This window comes from Pseudomonas sp. GW456-12-10-14-LB2 (assembly GCF_002884345.1).
Taxonomy (GTDB): domain Bacteria; phylum Pseudomonadota; class Gammaproteobacteria; order Pseudomonadales; family Pseudomonadaceae; genus Aquipseudomonas; species Aquipseudomonas paraglycinae.
This window is the reverse complement of record NZ_POHV01000022.1, coordinates 93742-119145: the sequence shown is the minus strand read 5'-3', so window position 1 is coordinate 119145 and position 25404 is coordinate 93742. Positions and strand designations below refer to the sequence as shown.

24 protein-coding genes are annotated in these 25404 nt (G+C 61.2%); 11 read left to right on the top strand and 13 right to left on the bottom strand.

Annotated elements, in window-relative coordinates; all coding sequences use genetic code 11:
* Nucleotides 1-206 precede the first annotated feature (206 nt).
* Nucleotides 207-1775 carry a SulP family inorganic anion transporter gene (locus C1X29_RS16985; RefSeq protein ID WP_102687896.1) on the top strand — a complete coding sequence of 523 codons (1569 nt, stop codon included), beginning with the start codon at nt 207-209 and terminating at the stop codon, nt 1773-1775.
* A gap of 7 nt (nt 1776-1782) precedes the next feature.
* On the opposite strand, the gene aroE is transcribed toward C1X29_RS16985, so the two are convergent.
* Together aroE and hemF are read right to left on the bottom strand one after the other, a co-directional pair.
* The gene (gene aroE, locus C1X29_RS16980) at nt 1783-2604 is read right to left on the bottom strand and encodes a shikimate dehydrogenase (protein ID WP_064379616.1); all 822 of its coding nucleotides are present in this window, start codon (nt 2602-2604) and stop codon (nt 1783-1785) included.
* Between the two features lie 9 nt (nt 2605-2613).
* Nucleotides 2614-3528 (bottom strand): oxygen-dependent coproporphyrinogen oxidase, encoded by a 915-nt coding sequence (hemF, locus tag C1X29_RS16975; RefSeq protein WP_102717957.1) that lies wholly within the window; start codon nt 3526-3528, stop codon nt 2614-2616.
* A 147-nt stretch (nt 3529-3675) separates the two neighbouring features.
* Between hemF and C1X29_RS16970 the strand changes: the two genes are divergently transcribed.
* Nucleotides 3676-4653: an NADPH:quinone reductase gene (locus C1X29_RS16970; RefSeq protein ID WP_102687897.1), complete on the top strand. Its 978-nt coding sequence runs from the start codon at nt 3676-3678 to the stop codon at nt 4651-4653.
* 23 nt (nt 4654-4676) lie between these two features.
* Here the strand turns inward: C1X29_RS16970 and C1X29_RS16965 are convergent, their stop codons facing one another.
* The 8 genes from C1X29_RS16965 to C1X29_RS16930 form a co-directional block, all read right to left on the bottom strand.
* Nucleotides 4677-5975 (bottom strand): phenylacetate--CoA ligase family protein, encoded by a 1299-nt coding sequence (locus C1X29_RS16965; RefSeq protein WP_102717956.1) that lies wholly within the window; start codon nt 5973-5975, stop codon nt 4677-4679.
* On the bottom strand, nt 5965-7233 hold the full coding sequence (locus tag C1X29_RS16960) for an aminotransferase class I/II-fold pyridoxal phosphate-dependent enzyme (RefSeq protein ID WP_085748021.1): 1269 nt from the start codon (nt 7231-7233) through the stop codon (nt 5965-5967). The genes C1X29_RS16965 and C1X29_RS16960 overlap by 11 nt, the downstream gene beginning before the upstream one ends.
* Nucleotides 7230-8324 carry a DUF3419 family protein gene (locus C1X29_RS16955; RefSeq protein ID WP_102717955.1) on the bottom strand — a complete coding sequence of 365 codons (1095 nt, stop codon included), beginning with the start codon at nt 8322-8324 and terminating at the stop codon, nt 7230-7232. Before C1X29_RS16955 ends, C1X29_RS16960 begins: the two co-directional genes overlap by 4 nt.
* A 42-nt stretch (nt 8325-8366) precedes the next feature.
* The gene (locus C1X29_RS16950) at nt 8367-9101 is read right to left on the bottom strand and encodes an iron-containing redox enzyme family protein (protein ID WP_102717954.1); all 735 of its coding nucleotides are present in this window, start codon (nt 9099-9101) and stop codon (nt 8367-8369) included.
* Complete coding sequence (locus tag C1X29_RS16945; protein WP_085748018.1) at nt 9079-9750, bottom strand: hypothetical protein; 672 nt, start codon at nt 9748-9750, stop codon at nt 9079-9081. The genes C1X29_RS16950 and C1X29_RS16945 overlap by 23 nt, the downstream gene beginning before the upstream one ends.
* A 271-nt stretch (nt 9751-10021) precedes the next feature.
* Complete coding sequence (locus C1X29_RS16940; RefSeq protein WP_007954101.1) at nt 10022-10579, bottom strand: L-threonylcarbamoyladenylate synthase; 558 nt, start codon at nt 10577-10579, stop codon at nt 10022-10024.
* A 54-nt stretch (nt 10580-10633) separates the two neighbouring features.
* Nucleotides 10634-11734 carry a DNA-processing protein DprA gene (dprA, locus tag C1X29_RS16935; RefSeq protein ID WP_102717953.1) on the bottom strand — a complete coding sequence of 367 codons (1101 nt, stop codon included), beginning with the start codon at nt 11732-11734 and terminating at the stop codon, nt 10634-10636.
* Between the two features lie 79 nt (nt 11735-11813).
* On the bottom strand, nt 11814-12839 hold the full coding sequence (locus C1X29_RS16930; RefSeq protein ID WP_102717952.1) for a LysM peptidoglycan-binding domain-containing protein: 1026 nt from the start codon (nt 12837-12839) through the stop codon (nt 11814-11816).
* Between the two features lie 169 nt (nt 12840-13008).
* On the opposite strand from C1X29_RS16930, the gene def reads away from it, so the two are divergent.
* The 5 genes from def to C1X29_RS16905 are packed head-to-tail and all read left to right on the top strand — an operon-like array spanning nt 13009 to nt 17572.
* Nucleotides 13009-13515: a peptide deformylase gene (gene def, locus C1X29_RS16925; protein WP_007954104.1), complete on the top strand. Its 507-nt coding sequence runs from the start codon at nt 13009-13011 to the stop codon at nt 13513-13515.
* Nucleotides 13516-13571: 56 nt separating this feature from the next.
* Entirely contained in the window at nt 13572-14531 is a 960-nt protein-coding gene (gene fmt, locus C1X29_RS16920) for a methionyl-tRNA formyltransferase (RefSeq protein WP_102687902.1), read from the top strand.
* Nucleotides 14528-15838, top strand: a complete 1311-nt coding sequence (gene rsmB, locus C1X29_RS16915) for a 16S rRNA (cytosine(967)-C(5))-methyltransferase RsmB (protein WP_102717951.1) — start codon at nt 14528-14530, stop codon at nt 15836-15838. Before fmt ends, rsmB begins: the two co-directional genes overlap by 4 nt.
* 22 nt (nt 15839-15860) lie before the next feature.
* Nucleotides 15861-17237 carry a Trk system potassium transporter TrkA gene (trkA, locus tag C1X29_RS16910; RefSeq protein WP_102717950.1) on the top strand — a complete coding sequence of 459 codons (1377 nt, stop codon included), beginning with the start codon at nt 15861-15863 and terminating at the stop codon, nt 17235-17237.
* Nucleotides 17238-17257: 20 nt separating this feature from the next.
* Entirely contained in the window at nt 17258-17572 is a 315-nt protein-coding gene (locus C1X29_RS16905; RefSeq protein WP_085748013.1) for a tetratricopeptide repeat protein, read from the top strand.
* 51 nt (nt 17573-17623) lie between these two features.
* Here the strand turns inward: C1X29_RS16905 and C1X29_RS16900 are convergent, their stop codons facing one another.
* Nucleotides 17624-18511, bottom strand: coding sequence for a lysophospholipid acyltransferase (locus tag C1X29_RS16900; protein ID WP_085748012.1), 888 nt, complete (start codon nt 18509-18511; stop codon nt 17624-17626).
* 40 nt (nt 18512-18551) lie between these two features.
* On the bottom strand, nt 18552-19109 hold the full coding sequence (tag, locus tag C1X29_RS16895) for a DNA-3-methyladenine glycosylase I (protein WP_007954111.1): 558 nt from the start codon (nt 19107-19109) through the stop codon (nt 18552-18554).
* Between the two features lie 81 nt (nt 19110-19190).
* Here tag and glyQ point away from each other — a divergent pair, with 81 nt between their 5' ends.
* The 4 genes from glyQ (at nt 19191) to C1X29_RS16875 (ending at nt 23601) form a co-directional block, all read left to right on the top strand.
* A complete protein-coding gene (gene glyQ / locus C1X29_RS16890) occupies nt 19191-20144 on the top strand; it encodes a glycine--tRNA ligase subunit alpha (protein ID WP_003187265.1) in 954 nt (317 codons plus the stop codon).
* Nucleotides 20141-22195 (top strand): glycine--tRNA ligase subunit beta, encoded by a 2055-nt coding sequence (glyS, locus tag C1X29_RS16885; protein ID WP_102717949.1) that lies wholly within the window; start codon nt 20141-20143, stop codon nt 22193-22195. Before glyQ ends, glyS begins: the two co-directional genes overlap by 4 nt.
* Before the next feature lie 4 nt (nt 22196-22199).
* Nucleotides 22200-22739, top strand: a complete 540-nt coding sequence (gene gmhB, locus C1X29_RS16880; protein WP_173940196.1) for a D-glycero-beta-D-manno-heptose 1,7-bisphosphate 7-phosphatase — start codon at nt 22200-22202, stop codon at nt 22737-22739.
* 82 nt (nt 22740-22821) lie between these two features.
* Complete coding sequence (locus C1X29_RS16875) at nt 22822-23601, top strand: 1-acyl-sn-glycerol-3-phosphate acyltransferase (RefSeq protein ID WP_102717947.1); 780 nt, start codon at nt 22822-22824, stop codon at nt 23599-23601.
* Between the two features lie 157 nt (nt 23602-23758).
* On the opposite strand, the gene C1X29_RS16870 is transcribed toward C1X29_RS16875, so the two are convergent.
* On the bottom strand, nt 23759-25300 hold the full coding sequence (locus C1X29_RS16870) for a HAMP domain-containing sensor histidine kinase (RefSeq protein ID WP_085748007.1): 1542 nt from the start codon (nt 25298-25300) through the stop codon (nt 23759-23761).
* Nucleotides 25301-25404: the final 104 nt, after the last annotated feature.

The window sequence follows — 25404 nt, the reverse complement described above, 5'->3', positions numbered from 1 at the left end:
CCCCCAAGGGGGGCGAGGGGGAAAGGGAGCTGACCGTCGTTGGTTTCAGAAACTGAGTTCGACTGAAGACGTTCAGGTCGATGGATTTCGAACAGACACCTCGGTAAGTTCCCTCTCCCTCCGGGAGAGGGTTAGGGTGAGGGGGCTGTTCCTGATTGACACCCTGATACCCTTCACACACCACCCATCCCAAACCGAGAGGATCCATGGCCCTCCCCAGCCGTCGCTCACTTTTCCCCTTCCTGACCTGGCTGCCCCGGCAGACCCGCGCCAGCGTCGGGCGGGACCTGGTCGTCGGCCTCAGCGGGGCGATTCTCGCGTTGCCCCAGTCGATTGCCTACGCCCTGATCGCCGGTCTCCCACCGGAATACGGGCTCTATGCCGCCATCGTCCCGGTATTGATCGCCTGCCTGTGGGGCTCGTCGTGGCATCTGATCTGCGGCCCGACAGCAGCGATTTCGATTGTGCTGTTCGCCAGTGTCAGTCCGCTGGCCGTGCCAGCGTCGCAGGACTACATCACGCTGATCCTGCTGCTGACCTTCCTTGCCGGGATTTTCCAGTGGCTGCTCGGCCTGTTGCGCTTCGGTGCGCTGGTGAATTTCGTCTCGCATTCCGTGGTGCTGGGTTTCACCCTCGGCGCTGCGGTGGTGATTGCCATTGGCCAATTGCCAAACCTGCTGGGGCTGGATCTGCCGGCCAAGGCCACGGCGCTGGCCAGCCTGATGGATCTGCTGCGCCATCTCGGGGCGGTGGATCAACCGTCGCTGGTTCTTGGTGTGGCGACGGTGGTGGTCGGTGCGTTGCTCAAACAGTGGCTGCCGCGCTGGCCGACGCTGTTGATGACCTTGGTCCTCGGCAGTCTGGTGGTGTGGCTGTGGCCGGCGATGTTCGGCCATGTTCAACTGGTCAGCGCGTTTGTCGGGCGCTTGCCGCCGTTCAGTGGATTGCCGCTGGATATGGACCTGATCCTGCGCCTGCTGCCCAGCGCCGTGGCGGTGGGCATGCTCGGGCTGGTCACCAGCCTGTCGATTGCCCGTTCAATTTCCGCACGCTCGCAACAGCTGCTCGACGCCAACCAGGAAGTCCGCGCCCAGGGTCTTTCGAACATTGTCGGGGCGTTCTTTTCGGGATCGTTGTCGGCCGGCTCGTTCACCCGTTCCGGGCTGAGCTACGAGGCCGGGGCCTGTTCGCCGCTGGCCGGGGTGTTTTCGGCGTTGTGGGTGGCGTTGTTCGCGATCTTCGGTGCCGGGCTGATCGCGCACATTCCGATTCCGGCCATGGCCGGCAGCATTCTGCTGATCGCCTGGGGACTGGTGGATCATCGCGGCATTCGCGCGTTGCTGCGGGTCAGCCGGGCGGAATTTGTGGTGATGAGCCTGACCTGCGTCGCCACGTTGCTGCTGGAATTGCAGACGGCGATCTATGCCGGCGTGCTGGCCTCGTTGTTTTTTTACCTCAAGCGCACTTCGCAGCCGAGGGTGCAGCATTGGCGCGATGGTGAAGACGATGTGTTGCGGGTCGGCGGGTCGATCTTTTTCGGCGCGAGCCACTACCTGCAAGTACGCCTGCAACGGATGCACGGCGCGCGGGTGGTGATCGAGGCGCAGCAGATCAACTTCATCGACTATTCAGGCGTGGAAATGCTCCATCAGGAAGCCCGGCGGCTTCTGCGCCAGGATCGCAGCCTGACCTTGCGTCAGGCGCGACCGCAGGTGGTGGAGGAGTTGCGCAAACTCGAAGGGCCGGAGAAATGCCCGATCCGGTTCGAGGACTGAGGGCGCCTTACAGCGCCAACTGCCGACGCAATTCCGCCAGAACCGGCGCAGTGTCCGGACGCACACCGCGCCACAGGAAGAACGCTTCGGCAGCCTGTTCGGCCAGCATGCCCAAGCCGTCCATCACCACGCCTGCGCCATGCTCGCTGGCCCAGCGGCAGAACGCGGTCGGTTCCTTGCCGTACATCATGTCGTAGCACAGCGTCTTGCCGGGCTCGATCAGGCTTGGGGCAATCGGCGGCACGTCGCCGGTGAGGCTGGCGGAGGTGGCGTTGATGATCACGTCCACCGGCTCGCGCAACCAGTCGTAACCACTGGCCGACACCGGTCCCAAATCACAGAACAGTTCGGCCAGCAGCTCGGCCTTGTCCACCGTGCGGTTGGCGATGATCACCGAGGCCGGTTTCTCCGCCAGCAACGGCTCCAGCGCACCGCGCACTGCGCCACCGGCGCCGAGCAGCAGAATGCGTTTGCCGGTGAGGCTGAACCCGGCGTTGACCGTCAGATCCCGCACCAGACCGGCGCCGTCGGTGTTATCGCCGAGCAGGCTGCCGTCGGCCAGTTTGCTCAGGGTGTTCACCGCACCCGCGCGTTCGGCGCGGGCGGTCAGGCTGTTGGCCAGGCGATAAGCATCTTCCTTGAACGGTACGGTCACGTTGGCGCCGCGACCTTCCTGGAAAAACGCCGTTGCGCAGCCGGAAAAATCGTCGAGCGGCGCCAGCAGGGTGCTGTAGTCGAGGCTTTGCCCGGTTTGTTCGGCGAACAGTTTGTGAATCATCGGCGACTTGCTGTGGCCGATCGGGTTACCGAAAACGACGTAACGATCCATCGGAAATCCTCAGGCCTGGGCCAGCCAGTCGCGATCTTGCAGGAAGTACTCGGTCAGGCGCGCTTCTTCGCTGCCCGGCTCGGCTTTCCAGTCGTAGGCCCAGCGCACTTGCGGCGGCAGCGACATCAGGATCGACTCGGTGCGCCCGCCCGATTGCAGGCCGAACAGGGTGCCACGGTCGTAAACCAGGTTGAACTCGACATAACGGCCGCGACGGAATTCCTGGAACTCGCGCTGCTTGGCGGTGAACACATCGTTCTTGCGTCGCTGCACGATCGGCAGATAAGCGTCGATGTACGCATCGCCGATGGCGCGCATGAAGGCGAAACTGGTGTCGAAGTCCCACTCGTTCAGGTCATCGAAGAACAGGCCACCGATGCCGCGCGGCTCGTGGCGATGCTTGATGTGGAAGTAGGTGTCGCACCAGGCCTTGTAGCGCGGGTAGACGTCCGGGCCGAACGGCGCGCAGGCCTGTTCGGCGACGCGGTGCCAGTGGATGCAGTCTTCTTCGTTGCCGTAGTACGGGGTCAGGTCGAAGCCACCGCCGAACCACCAGACCGGTTCTTCACCTTCCTTCTCGGCGATGAAAAAACGTACGTTGGCGTGGGACGTCGGCACATGCGGGTTGTGCGGATGGATCACCAGCGACACGCCAAGGGCTTCGAAACCACGCCCGGCCAGTTCCGGCCGATGGGCGCTGGCAGACGGTGGCAGGCCACTGCCGAAGACGTGGGAAAAGTTGACGCCGCCCTTTTCGATCACCGTGCCGTTCTCGATCACCCGGGTCCGACCGCCACCGCCGGCCGGACGGGTCCAGGCGTCTTCGACGAAGCGCGTGCCGCCGTCTTCAATTTCCAGCGCGGCGCAGATGCGGTCTTGCAGGTCGAGCAGATAGGCCTTTACGGCATCGGTGCGGGTCGTCATGGCTTCACCTTGGATCGGGCGGAACTGCGCGGCGCCCCGCGCAAATGGGCGCGTAGCATACCATCGCAAACCGGCACGCCGCAGTTGACGAAGATCAAGCATGAGCGTTCGATAGGGACCTTCCCAAATGACCCAAGGAGTAGGCAGATGGCCAAGCGAATCCAGTTCCGCGCCCACGGCGGCCCCGAAGTGCTCGAGTACGTTGACTATCAACCCGCCGAACCCGGTCCGCAGCAGGTTCGCGTGAGCAACAAGGCCATCGGCCTGAACTTCATCGACACCTACTACCGCAGCGGTCTTTACTCGCCACCGACCTTGCCGTCGGGTGTGGGTGCGGAAGGCGCCGGTATCGTCGAGGCCGTGGGCAGCGAGGTCACCCGGTTCAAGGTCGGTGACCGTGTGGCGTACGGCAGCGGCCCGTTGGGCGCGTACAGCGACGTCCACGTCTTGCCGGAAGCGAATCTGGTGCACCTGCCGGACGCCATCAGCTTCGAAACCGCCGCCGGCGTGATGCTCAAGGGCCTGACCGTGCAGTACCTGCTGCGCCAGACCTACGAACTCAAGGGTGGTGAAACCATTCTGTTCCACGCAGCGGCCGGGGGCGTCGGTTTGCTCGCCTGCCAATGGGCCAGAGCCCTGGGCGTGAAGCTGATCGGCACCGTCAGCTCGAAAGCCAAAGCCGATCTCGCCAAGGCCCATGGCGCCTGGGAAACCATCGACTACAGCCACGAAAACGTCGCCCAGCGCGTGTTGGAATTGACCGACGGGAAAAAAGTCCCGGTGGTCTACGACGGCGTCGGCAAGGACACCTGGCCGGCTTCGCTGGACAGCGTGGCGCCCCGTGGCCTGCTGGTGAGCTTCGGCAATGCGTCGGGCGCGGTTGACGGCGTGAATCTGGGGATTCTGGCGGCGAAAGGCTCGCTGTACGTCACCCGGCCAACTCTGGCGACCTACGCCAACAACGCCGAAAACCTGCAGCGCATGGCCGACGAGCTGTTCGGGATGATCACCAGCGACAAGCTGAAAGTGGATATCAGCCAGCGCTATCCACTGGCTGACGCGGCGAAAGCCCAGACCGAACTGTCGGCGCGGCGCACCACGGGCTCGACTGTCCTGCTGCCCTGACCACCGATGACCTCGTCCCATCTTCATGACGGTGCCGGGGTCTGTTCAGACGTCACAAAAAACGGCGTCTTGCCGGCCAGGGTGGTTTCGAACTCCTGACGAGCAAGACGCTTCACCTCCAGCCCCAGCACACCGGGCAACCTGAACAGTGCGCTGGCTTGTCCTTCAACCTGCAACGCATCTTCAATGACGCTTCGTGTGTCGGCTGTCAGTGAGTCTTCGGCGAGGACCAGACGCATGCGTGCCCCCTCGGGCCGTCGATCAATCTGCACCTGGACATCGGTGGCCTGCAACTGCGGCAAAAGCTGCCGGAGTACGTGCAATACCTGTGACTGGGTGATGAGCGCGCCACCCAGTTTGATCGATGTCTCGACCCGCCCCTCAAGCGCCAGCACCGGCATGGGACTGCCACAGGCACACTTCGTCACTGTGCGCAGGATTCGCCCACGATCCCCGATCCGGTAGCGCAGCAACGGCACATGATCGGGCAGCAGCGGCGTCAGTAAAAGCTCACCGGTTTTTTCTTCAGCCACAGCTTGCAGGGTCAGCGGATCAACCACTTCGAGCAACATGGCATCGGCATGCAGGTGATAAGAACCGTGGTCCAGATGGGCACACTGAAAACCGATGGGACCGGTCTCAGTCGAGCTGTAACCCAGCGAGCGGATCTTCAGCGTCGGCCAATCCCGGGCCAACTGGTCCTGCAGCGTTTTACTGCAGGATTCTCCAATGTAGTAAAGCCACTTCAGGCTGCACAATTGCACAGCGCCGACTGTTTCATGATTGAACAACGCGGCGGCGAAGGAGGGTGTGCATATCAACGTATCCACCTTGTGTGCCTGAATCAGCTCGGCAACGCGCTGCACGCCCATCTGTGAACCGGCAGGCAGCAGGCGTGCGCCAATGTGCTGGACGATGGCCGACGCGTATTGAAAGGCGCCCTGCATTTCCCCGGCCGTCAGGCAGTTGATGACCACCTCAGGGCGTTCGTCCGTCTCGCCGAACATCCGTGCCCCCAAGGGTACGATTGCAGCGTTGAACGCCCAGGAATGGGTGATCTGTTTGCGATTGCCGGTGCTGCCTCCCGAGGTCAGGGTCAGCCCGCCACCCAGTGCTCGATGTGAAGCTTCACCGAGCGCGGAAAACAGCCCGCCGCCGGACTCGTCTTCCACCGCCAGAACCGGCAGTCGATGCAGATCTGCCAATCCCTGTACTTCCAGGATTCTCGGATACAGCGCACGAAACCATGGCAGTGAGCGTGCGTAAGCCAATTTGTGTGTCAGAGCCTCGGCCGATACATCCGTGACGAGTTCATTGCTCATGGCCGCGCCCTCCCTGACGAATGCCCAGCTCATCGAATCCGCTACGGACGGCGTTCGCCAGACATTCCAGCTGGCGCTGACTGTGACTCGCGCTGATGGCCAGACGCAGAATCGCCTCGCCCTTGGCCACCACCGGAAACAGCGCGGTGGTGACCGCCATACCCTGCCGGCGCAAATGCTGCGCCAGGCTGATCGCATCTTTCTCGGCACCGACGCGGACGAAACGAATGGGGGATGCGACGTGATGATTACCCAGCACTGGCCCCAGCAAACGGTCGATCGTGGCGATATTTCTCCACAGCGCCACCTGCAACTGACCCAATTCCGGCGACAAATGAATTTTCCCCGAAGCAACTGCCGCGCCCACCCCGCCAACTGACAATGGTCCGCCAAACGTGTAGGTCGACGCATGACGCCGGATCATTTCGGCATCCGCTTCGGTGCGCACAGTGATCGCCCCACCGGTTGCACCGAACGCCTTCGACAGCGACGACACCAGGATCAGACGGCCGCGTTGTCGTTCATCCGCCGCGTCCAGTGCGTAACCACCTCCGGCCACGCCATGGATCGACGTACCGTGGGCGTCATCCGCATAGAGATAACCGTCGAAACGCTCCGCCAGTTGCAGCAGGCGATTGATCGGGTAAACACCGCGCATCGAGCCAATGCTGTCGGTCAGGATGATGGGCGTATTACCCGCCGCGACCGCCGTTGAGCACGCTTCCTCCACCTGCTCTACATCGCTGCAATCGCGGCGCTGTATCGGCCCGAATTGCCAGAGAATGCCTTGCAGCACTTGCATCGAAGCATGAGCGGAACGGTCGACAACCCAGCAGGGGCCACGACGCATGGGATATGAGGGCATCTCGCCGGAGCCGAGCAGCGGCAGACAGCCAAGGTGCGCACTGCCCACCGAGTTGAAGGTGACCGAATGCCCCTGAAATATCCGGTTCAGCAGTTCATCCAGCTCACGCATGGGTGGCAACAGCGCCCGGGTTCGTGCGGCGGCGAACTGCACGCCGAAGGACTCGACGGAGTGCATCGCCTCCTGAATCAAGCGAGGATCACACTCCAGCCCCAGATAAGAACACGAGAGAAACTCGGTCAGCCGTTCACCGCTGTCGAGCTCGATCTCTTTGCCTTCACGTTTAGCCAGTTTCAGACCATTGAGCCCGGCATCGAATAGCTGTTGCTGATCGTCACGCGCTTGCCGGACACGGTTTTTGACCCAATTGACGGTCGGTTGAAAAGTGTTCATCGGGATACCTGCAAAGAGGGTGTGCGGCGATAGATCTGGACATGCCAGAGCTGGGTTTTTTCTCGCGCAATGTCTGCCTGGTACTGCTGGGTGATATCGCAGAAACCTGCCCAATCGGGTCGCACCACATGCAAATGCCCGCGCATGACCACCTGTGCGTTTTCCGACAGGGCCGGTGCCAGGCGCTGCAAAACGTTCTTGCCGGCCGCTTCGGGCATAAAGGAAGGCACGTCCGACAGCGATACGAAATCGATGGCTGTTTCCCCGGCAACACAGTCAAGGATGTCGGTCTGCACCACGCGTAACTCGCACTGCTGAAGCCCCTCGCGGGCCCGCTGGAAAATCTGCGGATCGCACTCCAGCGGAAAGCCTTGTGGATAACGCAGCTCACCGAAAAACAGCATTTGCAGGAAAAAGCTCTCGCGGACCACCTGAGTGGTGAACAACGTATGGAAAATTTCCAGATACGCCGCGCGGGAACTGATCCCCAGGTTGTTGGGTGGAAACGCGCCCTTGTACAGCAGCGAATTGAGGACTGCTGCGTTTCCCAGCAAAGCGATCACGGCTTTCCAGCGCTTGAGGGGAAAGCGGTTTCGGTAATACTCCGTTTGCTCCTCGAGCTGGCTGAACTGAAAAATGCCCCGGCCGGCCTTGCCGGTGAACAGTCCGGTGATCTTCGCCAAGCGCTTCAGGGTCTGCTCGAATGCGCCCATGTAGATCGGCGCTTCCCAACGTCGGGACTGAAAAAACACGGACAGCCAGCGACGATCCGCCGGCGGTAAAACCAGTTGCTGGAAGATGGAGCGGCGTCGCGCCCTCATACTTTCCATTCGATAGCCCATGAACGCCATGAACGACTCGTGATCCGTCTGTTCCAGCAGGGCAAAACGCAATCGGGTAAACGCCAGTTGCGGCGCGCTGATATCGGTACAGGTCATGCGTGCCGGGGCGGCGGCCAATAACGGCAAGAGCCGGCCGCCGCATCCGGCGATACCCAGCACGTGCCCGGCATGTCTGGGCAGGATCGCGTACTCAAGCGCGGTGTCCTCATCGCCGAGCGTGTAGTTGAGCCGGTCGAAATAATCAGCCATGTCTGCCCCCAGCCTTCTGATCTGAACATGGGTGTGAGGCTGTCATTGGTTGTCCAGCGCATGGAGGAAGTCATAGCGGGGCGCCAGCCCGTGTTGCCATGTCTCGAACTGCTCATAAACCGCCTCGAGCATGTTGCCGGTCAGACGCAGACTGGTTTCCATGACAGTGCTAATCGCATCCCAGTCTTCCTGACGCTTGCAGGTGCGCTGCAGCATGAGTTTGATTTCATTGAAGTGCTCGATATCAATGTCGGAATGCGCAATGAAGAAAGTCAGTTGCGCGGGTTTGAACGCCAGCGTTTCACTCAGGCTATTAATGAGCGGAGTGATGAACTGGTAAGCGTTCTCTGCCCAATAACTATAACCAAGCCGTTGTAACGGGTTACCGGTAAAGGAAATCCAATATAAATAAGCGATCAGCACATCGGTGGCCGGAAGTGCTGGCGGAATATCGAAAATTTCATTCTTCAAACCTAGACTCATGACATCATGCAGAGCCATTTTTTCATGACCGACTTCCTGTGCCGCATGTTCAAAGCAGAACTTGGCATACACCGGATTATCCGCATGTCTAACACCCACCAGTCCTTGATTTAGCGCATTGTGCGCCGTGTAGTGAAAAGTCTGGATCATGTAGATCGCATACAAGGCTTTTGAAACGCTGCCTTCGCGGATGGCATTCACCAGCCGCGAACTTTCCAGAATATCGGCCCATGATTTTTCGATTCGCTCATCGAGCAGGCTTAATTGTTGTTCAAAACTGAGAGGCGTATTCATCAACGGGGGTCTCCAATGGGTTGGCGAGCAGGTGGGCGGACTGTTGAAGTGCTGTGAGGATTTGCTGCCATTGAGCCGAGAGCAGCCAGTAATCGCCGCGTTGGCGCTGTTCGATGCGAAGGGCGTCGGTGGTGATGGGCGTCAGGCCGAAGCGCTGGAACAGTCGCCGCTGCGGTGATCGGCACAGCGCGGTAACGCCCTCATAACCCCGCGTGACCGCCCATTCCGTGGCAGCGGCCAGCAGACCGTTGATCGACATGGGGAACTGAGTTTGCGAGTGACTGATCAAGCGACTGAACTCGACATGGCGCGACAGCGTCGTGGCGGGAGACAGTTGCTGCTGCGCCAGTGAGGCCCATTCGAACGGCGCAGGGGTCACTCTCAATACGGCCGTGGGCCTGTCGTGCTGATACAACAGAAAGTGGGTACTGCGCGAAATAATCGCCAGGCGTGTTTCAAGTGACCTGGCTCTGGGTGTCAACATGTAGTGTTGCAATCGCAATCGAAAATGACGGGAAACAAACCGTTCAAACTCTCGTGTGTCTGATCCTGCTTCAAGAATAACGATGCGATAGTTTTCATGACGCCTTTTAAAGGTCGCCTGAATCTCCTGCAGATAATCCGTTAATTGCGAATCCCTGATATCCATTTCTTCTCCGCAGCCGTTAACTTTTCGAAGTTTTCTGAGCGCATTGAAATAATGAATGGTTTTAGAAAAATCGCCACTGTGTGGCTTCTGAGAATAACGTCGGAAAAATTACAACAATTGAATACTTAAAGATTCATCTGACGTAGAAAGGAAAAATTCAAACAAAACGCGGGGCTATAACTTCAGATAAATGAAGGAAAAATCGCAGGCACGCGTAGTACTCCTCGCCATGAAAGCCGAGGAGTACTCACGAAATCAACCAAGGGTGGTATCAGGCCGGGCGCACGATATTGCCGGTGGCCAGATCCCGAATCAGGCTCGGGTTCTTGCGACCGCCAAGCGCTCCGCCGAGCACCAGATCGACCTGACCTCGGAAATATTGCTCGACCCGCAAGCGACTCTTCGCCGCCGGTCGCCCCTGTGGATTGGCCGATGTCGAAATCAACGGCCCGACCAGCGAGCACAGATCCCGCACCTGTGGGTGATCGCTGACCCGCAGCGCCACGGTGTCATGCACCCCGGTCACCCACTCCGGCAACAGGTTCTGGTGCGGCACCAGCCAGGTGTTCGGGCCCGGCCAGGTGCTGGCCATGCGGTCGATCCAGTCCTGGGGGAAATCCTCGAACAGAAAATCGAACTGACGAATATTGTCGGCGACCAGGATCAAGCCCTTGTCCACCGAACGGTTCTTGATCGCCAGCAGACGATCCACCGCTTCTTCATTCCAAGGATCGCACCCCAGCCCCCAGACGGCTTCGGTTGGATAGGCAATCACCGCCCCGGCGCGAATCTCTCGTGCGGCTTGTTGCACACGCCAACTGTTGACCATGAAAAACTCTCCGCAAACAGGTTTCGCGCAGTTTACCGATCTTCAATGTAAAACCTAGCTCACGCGCGCAAACCAGCGGCCGTTTTCGCACACCGCGCGGCCATCCATCTCCAGTTCGGTCAGCGCCGCCAGCACTTTGGGCAGCGCCCAGCCACTGCTGTCGGCCAGCCCCTCGCTGGTGTGCGGCGCGGCGTGCAGCAGACGCAGCAACGGGTTCTCCGGATTCGCTACGGCGGTTGATACCGGCAGGTGCTGCCAGCCGCGCAGCGCTTCGAGAATGTGCTCGATGGTTTCCACCAGCACGGCGCCATCACGGATCAGTTGATGACAGCCCCGCGCGCCGGGGTGATGGATCGAACCGGGAATGGCGTACACCTCGCGACCCTGTTCCGCCGCCAGCCGTGCAGTAATGAGCGAACCGCTCGCAACGCTGGCCTCGACAACCAGCACGCCAAGGGACAAACCGCTGATGATCCGGTTGCGCCTGGGGAAGTTGCTCGCCGTTGGCCCGGTGTCCAGAGGAAATTCCGAAAGCACCGCACTGCCAGACGCAATCATCGCGTCCGCCAGCCGCCGGTTGCGCTGTGGATAAAAGTTTTCCAGACCGGTACCGAGCACGCCGACCGTTTGCCCGCCGACGTCGACAGCGGCTTGATGCGCCGCCGCATCGATGCCCAGCGCCAGGCCGCTGGTGATGACGAATCCGGCCCCCGCGAGGCTGCGGGAAAATGCAGCAGCAGTGTCCATGCCCGGGCGGGAAGCGCGGCGACTGCCGACCATCGCCAGTTGCGGTTTTTCCAGAATCCGTGGGTCGCCAGCGACAAACAGCAGAGGCGGTGGATCGGGAATCTGCCCCAACAAGGCCGGGTAATCCGGGTGATCCCACATCAACAAATGTTGATCCGGACGCTCTAGCCAGCGCAATGCGTGGCTGGCGCCGTCGCGAACTTCAGGGCAGCGTCTGGCCTCGGCGCAGGCCGCTGGCAAACCCAGAGATCGCCAGGCGCTGGCGGGAGCGCTGATTGCCTTCGAGGCGCAGCCGAAGGCTTCGAGCAGTTTGGTGAAACGCTTGGGGCCGATTTCCGGCAAGCGGTGCAGGCGCAGGCGCGCTTCCAGTTCCGCCGGCGAAACCGACGGGGAGACAGGCATCATCATGGATCATCCTTGATCGTTATAAGGCCCGAACCTTTCGGAACAAGCTGTGGATAACTCTGTTGGTAACTTGTGAAGCCAGCTAAGGATTTCGCACCTTGTCCAGCACCGCCAGCGAGCGCGATGCGTTCAGCACGAGGCCGTAACTGAGTTTGTCGTAGGTGCGGAACACCATCAGCAATCCGGCGCGTTCATCCGGTATTTTCAGCGGTTGACCGGTGATCCGGTCACGCACGGTTTCCCCGGTTTTCATCACCACCAGCACGTTGCCTTCGGCCAGGCCGTCGCGTTTGCCCTTGTTCAGGGTCACCACGTCCATCGCGCCGATCTGTGTGACGCCGCGCGGCACATCGATGATCAGGCCGTTGATGTCGGTGGAGGGCGCGCTGGGCATGAAGGTCGAGTTGATCGAACGCTCTTCGCCGCTGAACAAGCGGTCGCCGAGGCGCACCTCCTGGGTCGTGCGTTGCAGGGCGAGGGTGGCGACGTCGCCTTCGGTGGCAACGATCTCACCACCGCCGATGTCGTCGGCGTTGATCCCCAGAAACTCCTTGCTCTGCGGATCGGTGTAGACCTTGCCCTGGCGGAAGATGCCGTAGACCGGCTGGTTCGGATCGAAATGGCCACGGGCGAAGATCCGGTCGCCTGTGCCGCTGAGCACCCGTTCGGCATCACCGGCGACGATGTACGGCGCCTTGTCGAAGTCCTCGACCTTGTCGACGATGCGGTTGCTCAGCAGAAAACTGTTGATCGATTTGAGCGGAATGCTCGGAATCGCATCGGCCACCGGAGTGGTGCGGATGCGCGGCGACAGCTTGATGGTGCCGCGCGACTCGCCGCGATTGACGGTCAGGCGCGGCTGACCGTTGACGTAACTGAGCGTCAGCGTGTCGCCCGGATAGATCAGGTTGGGGTTTTCGATCTGCGGATTGGCCCGCCACAGCTGCGGCCACTGCCAGGGTTCGCGCAAATATTTACCGGAGATGTCCCAGAGCGTATCCCCCGAAACCACCGTGTATTGCTGTGGAAAACCTTCCTTGAGTTGCACTTGCCCGTGCGCGGCGCCGGCCGAGGCCAGAAACAGCAGGGCGAGTAGTGATTTCCTCATGCGGTGAATCCCTTTATTATGTGCGTTCGCGTGAAACGCCAGAGCCCCCGTGGCTCGCTCCCTGCTCTATGCTGAAAATCAAGGAGCTACGTTTCACAACGGTAGCCTGCATCTTCGGACCCGCCAGGCCATCGCCCGACTTTACCTCACACGTGCAGCAATCAAGCTTATGGCCATTTTGAACATCCTCGAATTTCCGGACCCGCGTCTGCGCACTATCGCCAAACCTGTGGCTGTAGTGGACGACGAAGTGCGTCAGCTGGTCGATGACATGTTTGAAACAATGTATGAAGCGCCGGGCATCGGCCTTGCCGCGACCCAGGTCAACGTGCACAAACGTATCGTCGTGATGGACCTTTCCGAAGACCGCACCGAACCGCGGGTGTTCATCAACCCCGAGTTCGAATCGCTGACCGACGAAATGGAGCAATACCAGGAAGGCTGCCTCTCGGTGCCGGGTTTCTACGAAAACGTTGACCGCCCACAGAAGGTCAAAATCAAGGCTCTGGACCGCGACGGCAAGCCTTACGAACTGATCGCCGAAGGCCTGCTCGCGGTGTGCATCCAGCACGAATGCGACCACCTCAACGGCAAGTTGTTCGTCGATTACCTGTCCACGCTCAAACGCGACCGGATCAAGAAGAAACTGGAAAAGCAGCACCGCCAGAACGCTTGATGCCCCTCTCCAAAGGCTTGCTGCGGCAAGCCTTTTTCTTTTTATGAGACTCCCCCATGACTGAGCCACTGCGCATCGTTTTTGCCGGCACCCCGGAATTCGCCGCCGAACACCTCAAGGCCCTGCTGGACAGCCCTTACGAGATCGTTGCGGTCTACACCCAACCGGATCGTCCGGCCGGTCGTGGGCAAAAGCTGATGCCGAGCCCGGTCAAACAGCTCGCCCTGGAAAACAATATCCAGGTGTTGCAGCCGCCGACCCTGCGCAACGCTGACGCTCAGGCCGAGCTCGCTGCACTGAAGCCTGACTTGATGGTGGTGGTCGCCTACGGCCTGATCCTGCCGCAAGCGGTGCTGGATATTCCGCGCCTGGGCTGCATCAACAGCCACGCCTCCCTGCTACCACGCTGGCGCGGTGCGGCGCCGATCCAGCGCGCTGTCGAAGCAGGCGACGCCGAAAGCGGCGTGACCGTGATGCGCATGGAAGCCGGCCTCGATACCGGGCCGATGCTGCTCAAAGTCGTGACACCGATCAGCGCCGAAGACACTGGCGGCAGCCTTCACGACCGCCTCGCCGAGATGGGCCCGCCAGCCGTCGTACAAGCGATTTCCGGTCTGGCCGCTGGCACCCTGAAAGGCGAAGTGCAGAACGACGAGCTCGCCACCTACGCGCACAAACTGAACAAGGACGAAGCGCGCATCGACTGGAGCCGCCCGGCCGTTGAGCTGGAGCGTCTGGTCCGCGCCTTCAATCCATGGCCGATCACCCACAGCACGCTCAACGGCGAAGCGCTGAAAGTGCTGGCGGCGACCCTGGCCGAAGGCAAAGGCGCACCGGGCACGATTCTCGGCGCCAGCAAGGACGGTCTGCTCGTCGCCTGTGGCGAACAGGCGCTGTGTCTGACCCGCCTGCAATTGCCCGGCGGCAAGGCGCTGAACTTCAGCGATCTGTTCAACAGCCGTCGTGAGAAATTCGCCACCGGCACCGTGCTGGGTACAGCGGTGGATGCGCAATGAACCCGCGTCTGGCCGCCGCCAAGGCACTCGCTGCTGTCCTCAGCGGCAAGGCTTCGCTCAACAGCTCCCTGCCGACGCAACTGGACAAGGTCGAGGATCGCGATCGCGGTTTCACCCAGGACCTGGCGTTCGGCACCGCCCGTTGGCAGCCACGCTTGTCGGCGCTGGCGGAAAAACTGCTGCAGAAACCGTTCAAGGCAGCGGACGCCGATGTCGAGGCTTTGTTGCTGGTCGGTCTCTATCAACTGCTCTACACCCGCGTCCCGCCACACGCCGCCATCGGCGAAACCGTCGGTTGCGCCGACAAGCTGAAAAAGCCGTGGGCCAAAGGTCTGCTCAATGCCGTACTGCGCAATGCCCAGCGCGAACATGAGGCGATCTTCGCCGAACTGGAGCGCGATCCGGTGGTGCGTACCGCCCACCCGCGCTGGCTGCAAAAATCCCTCAAGGCCTTCTGGCCTGAGCAATGGGAAGCGATTTGCGAGGCCAACAACGCGCATCCGCCGATGATCCTGCGGGTCAACCGCCGTCATCACAGCCGTGACGCCTACCTTGGTCTGCTGACTGAAGCGGGTATCGCCGCGCAGCCGTGCACCTTCAGCCGCGACGGCATCGTGCTGGAGGCCGCTGCCGACGTGCGCAGCCTGCCTGGCTTCGCCGAAGGCTGGATCAGCGTGCAGGACGAGGCCGCGCAGCTGGCCGCCGACCTGCTCGACCTCGCGCCGGGCCAGCGAGTGCTGGACGCCTGCTGCGCGCCTGGCGGCAAGACCTGCCACATCCTCGAAGCCGAACCGGCACTGGCCGGCGTGGTGGCGGTGGATCTGGAAGCCAAGCGTCTGGTGCGAGTGAAGGAAAACCTCGAACGCCTCGGTCTGAACGCCGAACTGATCGCCGCCGACGGTCGCGACACGGCAGCCTGGTGGGACGGCAAACCGTTCCAGCGCATCCTGCTCGACGCGCCGTGCTCGGCCACCGGCGTGATCCGCCGCCATCCGGACATCAAGCTGACCCGTCAGGCCGACGACATTGCCGCCCTCGCGCAACTGCAAGGCGAGTTGCTCGACGCGATGTGGAAAACCCTCGAAGTGGGCGGCGTCCTGCTTTACGCCACCTGCTCGACCTTGCCGACCGAGAACACCGAAGTGATCGCCGCGTTCCTTGAGCGCACACCGGGTGCCCGGGAGCTGGATCTGGCCACCACCGCCGGGATCAAGCAGCCCCATGGTCGCCAATTGCTGGCCCAGCAGGGCGGGCATGACGGGTTCTACTACGCCAAGCTGATCAAGATCGCTGCCGCGCGCGGCTAAACGGATTCAATGGAGTGACTGGATGAAAATCATCATCCTCGGTGCGGGACAGGTCGGCGGTTCGCTGGCTGAACATCTGGCCAGCGAGGCCAACGACATCACGGTGGTCGACACTGACGGCGACCGTCTGCGCGATCTTGGCGACCGCCTCGATATCCGCACCGTGCAGGGCCGTGGCTCGTTGCCGAACATTCTGCGTCAGGCCGGTGCCGACGACGCCGACATGCTGGTGGCGGTGACCAACAGCGACGAAACCAACATGGTCGCCTGTCAGGTGGCCCACACGCTGTTCCACACCCCGACCAAGATTGCCCGGGTACGCGAAGCGTCGTACCTGACCCGCGAGGAGCAACTGTTCCAGAACGAGGCGATTCCGGTCGACGTGCTGATCAGTCCCGAGCAGGTCGTCACCAACTACATCAAGCGTCTGATCCAGCATCCCGGCGCCTTGCAGGTGATCGATTTCGCCGAAGGCCAGGCACAACTCGTCGCGGTGCGCGCCTACTACGGCGGGCCGCTGGTGGGTCAGCAACTGCGCCAGCTGCGCGAACACATGCCGAACGTGGAAACGCGAGTGGCCGCGATTTTCCGTCGTGACCGACCGATTCTTCCCCAAGGCGATACGGTGATCGAAGCGGACGACGAAGTCTTCTTCATCGCTGCACGTGAGAACATTCGCGCAGTCATGAGCGAAATGCGCCGGCTCGATGAAAGCTACAAGCGCATCGTCATCGCCGGCGGCGGGCAGATCGGCGAGCGCCTGGCCGAGGCCATCGAAAGCCGCTACCAGGTGAAGATCATCGAGATGAACCCGGCGCGCTGTCGCTATCTCTCCGACACCCTCGACAGTACCGTGGTGCTGCAGGGCAGCGCGTCGGATCGCGACTTGCTGCTGGAAGAGAACATCGCCGACGCGGACATCTTCCTCGCGCTGACCAACGATGACGAAGCCAACATCATGTCCTCGCTGCTGGCCAAGCGCCTGGGCGCGAAGAAGGTGATGACGATCATCAACAACCCGGCCTACGTCGACCTGATCCAGGGCGGTGACATCGACATCGCCATCAGCCCGCAACTGGCGACTATCGGCACCTTGCTGGCCCACGTGCGGCGCGGCGATATCGTCAGCGTGCACTCATTGCGTCGGGGCGCGGCAGAGGCCATCGAAGCGGTGGCCCATGGCGATTCGAAGTCGAGCAAGGTCATCGGCAAGGCCATCGAAAACATCGCGCTGCCGCCAGGAACCACCATCGGCGCGATCATCCGCGATGAAGAAGTGATCATCGCTCATGACGATACGGTAATCGCAGCGGGCGACCATGTGATCCTGTTCCTTGTGGATAAAAAGCATATTCGCGATGTGGAGAAGCTGTTCCACGTAGGACTGAGTTTCTTCTGACCGACCAAGAGGCGAGACCGATGATCGAATCCCTGGAAAAAATGCTCGCCAAGGGTGTGGATAACTCGCTGCTGCGCTTCGGCCTCGGCAAGGGTTATCTGGATCTGGGGGAGAACGCGAAAGCGGCCGAGCATTTCCAGCGTTGCGTCGGCTTCGATCCGAAATACTCGGCGGCGTGGAAATTGTTGGGCAAGGCGCAAGTGGCGCTGGGTGACATGGCGGCTGCGCGTCATGCGTGGGAGCAGGGGCTGGAAGCGGCCCGGGCCCATGGCGACAAGCAGGCCGAGAAGGAAATGACGGTGTTTCTGAAGAAGCTCGAACGGCAGAAGCCGTGACAGCTGTGGATAACCCGTTTGGTCAGGTTATCCACAAACGCCCATCGTCGATCAGTACCAGCGCGCCTCGCCCGGCGGACGCTTTTTGAAGCGTTTCATGCTCCACATGTACTGGCTCGGATAAGCCGCCACATAACGCTCGACGACTTTACTCATCGCCGCGCAGGAGGTTTCAGTGTCGGTGCTGTACATGGCTTCCGGCGCCGCTTCGAGGATCACCTTATAGCCGGAACCGTCCGGCAACCGCAGGGCATGCAGGAACACCCCAACCGCTTTGCCACCGGCCAGCATGTTCGGCACGAACTTGCTGGTCAGGGCCTGGGTGGCGAAGAACGGCACGAAGATCCCGGCGGATTCGGCCGGTTCCGGGTCTGCGGGAATCCCCACCTGACCACCCTTGCGCACTTCCTTGATGACACTGAGGATGCCTTCCTTGGTCGACGCGGCGACTTTGTTGCCCAGTTGCACGCGTTGTTTACGCAGCAATTCATCCACCGCCTTGAGCTTCGGCGGCCGGTAGAAAATGATCGGTTTGCACTGGCTGCAATAGAAGTGGTTGAGCACTTCCCAGTTGCCCAGGTGGCTGGTGATGCCGACCACGCCCTTGCCCGAGGCCAGCGCTTCTTTCAGCACTTCGAGGCCTTCGACTTCGCGCACCAGATCGATGGAGCGCTGGGCCGGCCAGATCCAGGCGCAGGCGCTTTCGGTCAGGGACTTGCCGATGTCTTTCAGGGTCTGGCCGACCAGACGCTCGCGTTCGGCCGGGTCCATCTGTGGAAAACATTTGGCGAGGTTGATCCGCACCACATCGCGGGAACGGTTGGGGGTTTTCCACATGATCCAGCCGATCGCCGAACCCACGGCCTGCACGGCCCGCCACGGAAGCAGGGCAAACAGCCGCAGAGCGCCAACCAGCATGGCGCCTTTAAACTTTTCCACAGGTCACTCCTGATCTTGTGCTGTGCGCGAGGCGGCCATTCTAACCGGCGTTGACGAGCTGCGCGTAGCGGTCGCAGTCCTGGGTGTGATCCATGACCATGCCCGAGGCCTGCATCAGCGCGTAGCAGATGGTCGGACCGACAAAGGTGAAACCGGCCTTTTTCAGGCCTTTGCTCATGGCCACGGCCTGCGGGGTGATGGCCGGGACTTCGCTGCGATCCTTGAAATGATTGATCACCGGGCGGTTATCCACAAACGACCAGAGAAACGCCACCGGATCCTCCAGCGCCAGCCAGGCCTGGGCGTTGCGCCGCGCGGCGTTGAGCTTGAGGCGGTTGCGGATGATCCCCGGATCGAGCATCAATTCGTCGATTTCCGCGTCGCTCATCTGCGCCACGCGCTGTACGTCGAAGCCGAACAACACCTCGCGATACCGCTCGCGCTTGCGCAGCACGGTGATCCACGAAAGCCCGGCCTGGAACCCTTCGAGCAAAAGCAACTCGAACAAACCCTGCGCATCGCGTAGCGGCGTGCCCCACTCCTGATCGTGGTAAGCCATGTACAGCGGATCTTCGTTGCACCAAAAGCAGCGTGGCATAAGGCTCCAGGGGGTGGAGGTGCGACTGAATCGGGTATACTCCCGCTCTTTAAATCGCAGCCCAAGAAACAGGTGAATTTCGTGAGCCAGCCTACGCCAGCCGTGCGTACCTTCCAAGACTTGATCCTCGCGCTCCAGCAATACTGGGCCGAGCAAGGTTGTGTGGTACTTCAGCCCTACGATATGGAAGTAGGCGCCGGCACTTTCCACACCGCGACATTCCTGCGCGCCATCGGCCCGGAAACCTGGAACGCCGCTTACGTGCAGCCAAGCCGCCGTCCGACTGACGGCCGTTACGGCGAAAACCCGAACCGTCTGCAGCACTACTACCAGTTCCAGGTCGTCCTGAAGCCGAACCCGGACAACTTCCAGGAGCTGTACCTGGGCTCCCTCAAGCATGTCGGCCTGGACCCGCTGGTCCACGACATCCGCTTCGTCGAAGACAACTGGGAATCGCCGACCCTCGGCGCCTGGGGTCTGGGCTGGGAAGTCTGGCTGAACGGTATGGAAGTGACCCAGTTCACTTACTTCCAGCAGGCGGGCGGCATCGAGTGCTACCCGGTGACCGGCGAGATCACCTACGGTCTGGAGCGTCTGGCCATGTACCTGCAGGGCGTGGACTCGGTCTACGACCTGGTCTGGGCTGACGGTCCGTTCGGCAAAGTGACCTACGGCGACGTGTTCCACCAGAACGAAGTCGAGCAGTCCACCTACAACTTCGAACACGCCAACGTCGACAAGCTGTTCGAGCTGTTCGACTTCTATGAAAGCGAAGCCAAGCGCCTGATCGAACTCGACCAGCCGCTGCCGTTGCCAAGCTACGAAATGGTCCTGAAGGCCTCGCACACCTTCAACCTGCTGGATGCGCGCCGGGCGATCTCGGTGACTGCGCGTCAGCAATACATTCTGCGCGTTCGCACCCTGGCGCGTTCCGTCGCCCAAGCCTACCTGCTGGCCCGCGCCAAGCTGGGCTTCCCGATGGCAACCCCGGACCTGCGTGACGAAGTACTGGCCAAGCTGGAGGCTGCACAATGAGTGCTCAAGATTTTCTGGTTGAACTGGGCACCGAAGAACTGCCACCCAAAGCCCTGAACACCCTGGCCGAAGCGTTCCTGGCCGGTATCGACAAGGGCCTGCAAGCTGCCGGCCTGAATTACGAGACCAAAACCGTCTACGCCGCGCCGCGTCGTCTGGCCGTGCTGATCACTGCGCTGGCCACCCAGCAGCCGGATCGCAGCATCAACCTCGACGGCCCGCCGCGTCAGGCCGCGTTCGATGCCGAAGGCAACCCGACTCAAGCGGCACTGGGCTTCGCCAAGAAGTGCGGCGTCGAGCTGAGCGAAATCGACCAGAGCGGTCCGAAACTGCGCTACAGCCAGAACATCGCCGGCAAGCCGACCGCCAGCCTGCTGCCGACCATCGTCGAAGACTCGCTGAACGATCTGCCGATCCCGAAACGCATGCGTTGGGGTGCGCGCAAGGAAGAGTTCGTGCGTCCGACCCAGTGGCTGGTGATGCTGCTCGGCGACCAGGTCATCGACTGCACGATCCTTGCCCAAAAGGCTGGTCGTGAATCCCGTGGCCACCGCTTCCACCATCCGGAAAGCGTGCGCATCGGTTCGCCGTCGAGCTATCTGGCAGACCTGCGTGCCGCCAACGTGCTGGCCGATGCCAACGAGCGTCGCGAAATCATCAGCAAGCGCACCGAAGAGTTGGCAACCCGTCAGGAAGGCACCGCGATCGTGCCACCGGCGCTGCTCGACGAAGTGACTGCGCTGGTCGAGTGGCCGGTGCCGCTGGTGTGCTCGTTCGAGGAACGTTTCCTGGACGTGCCGCAGGAAGCGCTGATCACCACCATGCAGGACAACCAGAAGTACTTCTGCCTGCTGGATGCCGATGGCAAGTTGCTGCCGCGTTTTATCACCGTGGCCAACATCGAATCCAAAGACCCGCAGCAGATCATCGCCGGTAACGAGAAAGTGGTTCGCCCACGTCTGACCGACGCCGAGTTCTTCTTCAAGCAGGACAAGAAGCAGAAGCTCGAAGCGTTCAACGATCGCCTGCAGAACGTGGTGTTCCAGGAAAAACTCGGCAGCGTCTACGACAAGGCCGAGCGCGTATCGAAACTGGCCGCGTACATCGCCGCTCGCATCGGTGGCAACGCTTCGTGGGCTGCCCGTGCAGGGTTGCTGTCGAAGTGCGACCTGGCCACCGAAATGGTCGGCGAGTTCCCGGAGATGCAAGGTGTCGCCGGTTACTACTACGCCCTCAATGACGGCGAGCCGGAAGACGTCGCCCTGGCGCTGAACGAGCAGTACATGCCGCGCGGTGCCGGCGCTGAACTGCCAGCCACCCTGACCGGTGCGGCCGTGGCCATCGCCGACAAGCTCGACACCCTGGTCGGCATCTTCGGCATCGGCATGTTGCCGACCGGCAGCAAAGACCCGTATGCCCTGCGCCGTGCGGCACTGGGCGTGCTGCGGATCCTGATCGAGAAACAACTGGATCTGGACCTGAACGACGCCGTGGCGTTCGCCGTGAATGCGTTCGGTGCCAAGGTCAAGGCTGCCGGCCTGAACGACGCGGTGCTGGAGTTCATCTTCGACCGTCTGCGTGCGCGTTACGAAGACGAAGGCGTGGATGTCGCCACCTACCTGTCGGTACGTGCCCTGAAGCCGGGTTCGGCGCTGGACTTCGACCAGCGTGTGCAAGCGGTGCAGGCCTTCCGCAAACTGCCGGAAGCGGCAGCGCTGGCGGCGGTGAACAAGCGCGTATCGAACCTGTTGAGCAAGGTGGAAGGCTCGGTGCCGACCGAAGTCCAGGCCAAGTACTTCGACAATGCCAACGAGTTCTCGCTGTACTCGGCGATCCAGCAAGCGGACCAGGCTGTACAGCCAATGGCTGCGGCGCGTCAGTACAACGAATCGCTGGCACGTCTGGCTGCACTGCGCGAGCCGGTGGATGCGTTTTTCGACGCGGTGATGGTCAATGCCGAAGACGCCAATGTGCGGGCCAACCGTTACGCGCTGCTGGCGCGTCTGCGTGGCCTGTTCCTGGGCGTTGCCGACATTTCGCTGCTGGGTTGAGGGATTGCTGTTGAAACTGCTGATTCTCGATCGGGACGGAGTGATCAATTACGACTCCGACGCTTACATCAAGTCGGTGGATGAGTGGATTCCACTACCCGGCTCGATCGAAGCGATTGCGCAGTTGAGCAAGGCTGGCTGGACGGTGGCGGTCGCCACCAACCAGTCGGGCATTGCTCGCGGCTACTACGACCTCGCCACCCTCGATGCCATGCATGCGCGCCTGCGCGAACTGGTGGCGGAGCAGGGCGGTGAAGTCGGGCTGATCGTGTATTGCCCGCATGGGCCGGACGAAGGTTGCGACTGCCGCAAGCCGAAACCGGGGATGTTGAAAACCATCGCGCAGCATTACAACGTCGCGCTGACGAATGTCTGGTTCGTCGGCGACAGCCTTGGTGACCTGGAGGCCGCCAAAGCCGTCGATTCACAGCCCGTTTTGGTAAAGACCGGGAAAGGCGAAAAGACTCAGGCCAAGACCTTGCCGGTGGGCACCCTGATTTTTGACGATCTCGCGGCGATTGCCGCAGAACTTATCCACAACTAGAGTGCTTCTGAAGTTCCTGACCAGGGATTGATCGGGAGTGCGCTTGAACAGTCGGGCATTGCCCGTAACGGTAAACGTCGCCATGTCGATACTGCAGGCCATCAGAATCTTCCTCTTTTACCTGCTGCTGGGCACCACCGCTCTGCTGTGGTGCAGCCTGAGCTTTTTTATCGCGCCCTTTCTGCCGTTCAAGGCGCGCTATCGTTTCATCAACGTGTACTGGTGCCGTTGCGCCTTGTGGTTGACCAAGGTGTTCCTCGGTATCCGTTACGAAATCAAAGGCGCGCAAAACGTGCCTGACCGGCCCTGCGTGATTCAATCGAACCACCAGAGCACCTGGGAGACGTTCTTTCTCTCCGCTTATTTCTCGCCCTTGAGCCAGGTGCTCAAGCGCGAATTGCTGTACGTGCCGTTCTTTGGCTGGGCGATGGCCATGCTGCGGCCGATCGCGATTGACCGCGACAACCCGAAAGCCGCCCTCAAGCAAGTCGCTGCGAAGGGTGACGAGCTGCTCAAGGACAATGTCTGGGTGCTGATCTTCCCTGAAGGCACTCGCGTTCCCCATGGCACCATCGGCAAGTTCTCCCGCAGTGGCAGCGCGTTGGCGGTGAACGCGGCGCTTCCGGTGCTGCCGATTGCGCACAATGCTGGCAAGTTCTGGCCGAAAATCGGTTGGGGTAAAAAGCCCGGCGTAATCACCGTGGTCATCGGGGAGCCGATGTATGCCGAGGGCAGTGGCCCGCGCGCCATCGCCGATCTGAATGATCGGGTGCAGGCGTGGAACGAGAAGACGCAACGGGAAATGGGCTCGCTGCCTCCGGCCCCTGAGGCACCGGCTGCGAACGATCAGATCGCTGTCTGAGATTTGTGGATAACCTGTGTACGGTTTGTTCGCAAAGTCCCTAATTATCTGATTAAGTTACTGATTTACTTATATATTTCCGAAGCTGATAAAACACCGTAAAAGGTGCATAAGTTTTTTTCGGAAGTAAGGAAGCCGGCTGATATAGCCGGTTTTTTTATGCCTGCTCTTCGGCGATCAGCGGCAGCTCCAGGCGGAACGTCGTGCCTTGATCGACCACGCTCAGGCACTCGATCCGACCGCCATGGTGATCGACCACGGCTTTGACCATCGACAACCCCAGGCCCACGCCGTCGATGCCCTGTGCAGAAGAAAAGCGCCGGTACTGGCTGAACAGGTCGGGCAGCTCCTCTGCAGCGATGCCTTTGCCTTGATCGGTCAGTTCACAACGCAGCCAGTCGTCGTGGCAACTGACACGCAGATCGACGGTTGATCCGGCCGGGCTGTACTTGATTGCATTTTCCAGCAGGTTGAACAGTGCGCGGGTCAGCAAGCCCTGATCGGCCAGGATCAGGCGCTCGTGTGATTGTTCGTCCATGTCGCTCAAAAGCTCAATGCGTTTTTGCTGGGCGATGGGCAAGGCCTGATCCAGCACGTCCATGACCAGCATCCCGAACAGGCTCGGTTGAAACTGATACGTCTCGGATTCGGCCCGTGCCAGCAGAACGAAGCCGTCGGTGAGCTCCAGCGCCCGGCGTACCTGGCGCTCAATCTGTTCGAACAGCGGCGAATCCGTTCCCGTCTGATGCCGGTGTACCTCGAGCAGGGCAAGAATCGCCGAATGAGGGGCACGCAGGTCATGGGACAGAAAGCGCAGCAACACACCGCGCTGTTCCTCGGCGGCGCGTTCGGCGCTCAGGTCAGTGAGGCTCAGGAGCCAGCCGATCGGCAAGTCGCCATCGACCGGCAATAAAGCGGCGCGCTCCAGACGCAGGCTACGCTCCTTGTGGTCACGAAATTCCAGCAGAGGAAGCTCGGATAGCGGCGGACGCGACTCTGTGGACAACTCCGGATAGCCCAGGCTCGCGAGTTGATCGAGCACATCCTCGCCCACCAGATTGTGATCGAACAGGCTCCGGGCCTTGCGGTTGCCCAACAAGACTTGTCCCCATGGATCGCTGATCAGCGTTGCGACCGGCAGATACTCCAGCCCGTCGGCAATGAATCGGCGGGTATCGCGGGTGCGGCTCATGGCTTGCTCAAGCGCCATGATCTGCCCCTGCAAGCGGTCGGCGCTTGGAAACTGCGCCCGGCGCCGCTCGGGAAAGACTTTCGGTTCGCTGTCCAGCCGCGCCAGCTCCCAGCCGAAGTAGGTCAGTACCACACTCAGGCGTCGCCAGTTCCAGATCAGATAACCGAACAACATGCCCAGCACCGCAGGCGTGGGTGACCACCAACGCCGCATTTCAGCCAGGCCTGCACTGGTCAGCAGCACACAGGCCATCCCGCCCAATGTCAGCCAGAGTGCCAGACGCGGGCGCCACAGCAGCAACCCAAGTACGCACGCGACCAAGGCAACTGAAAGTCCCGCGCCCATCAACGGCGCCGGATCATGCAAATTGATCTGCGCACGCCAGGAAAGCAGTGCAGTCAGCGGCAACAGCACTAGACTTATCCACACCCACTCGCGAACCAGTTGCCGGAACAAGCGCTGAACCTGGCTGGGTACGCGGCTTTCATGTCGGCGCTGGTTATTCATGGGAAACAGGGCAGGGCGGGTTGAATGGTTTCATAGGCGGCCGGTCTGAGGACGTAGACCCGAAGAATCATAGCGGCTCGCCCTATGGCGTGCCGCTTACTTTC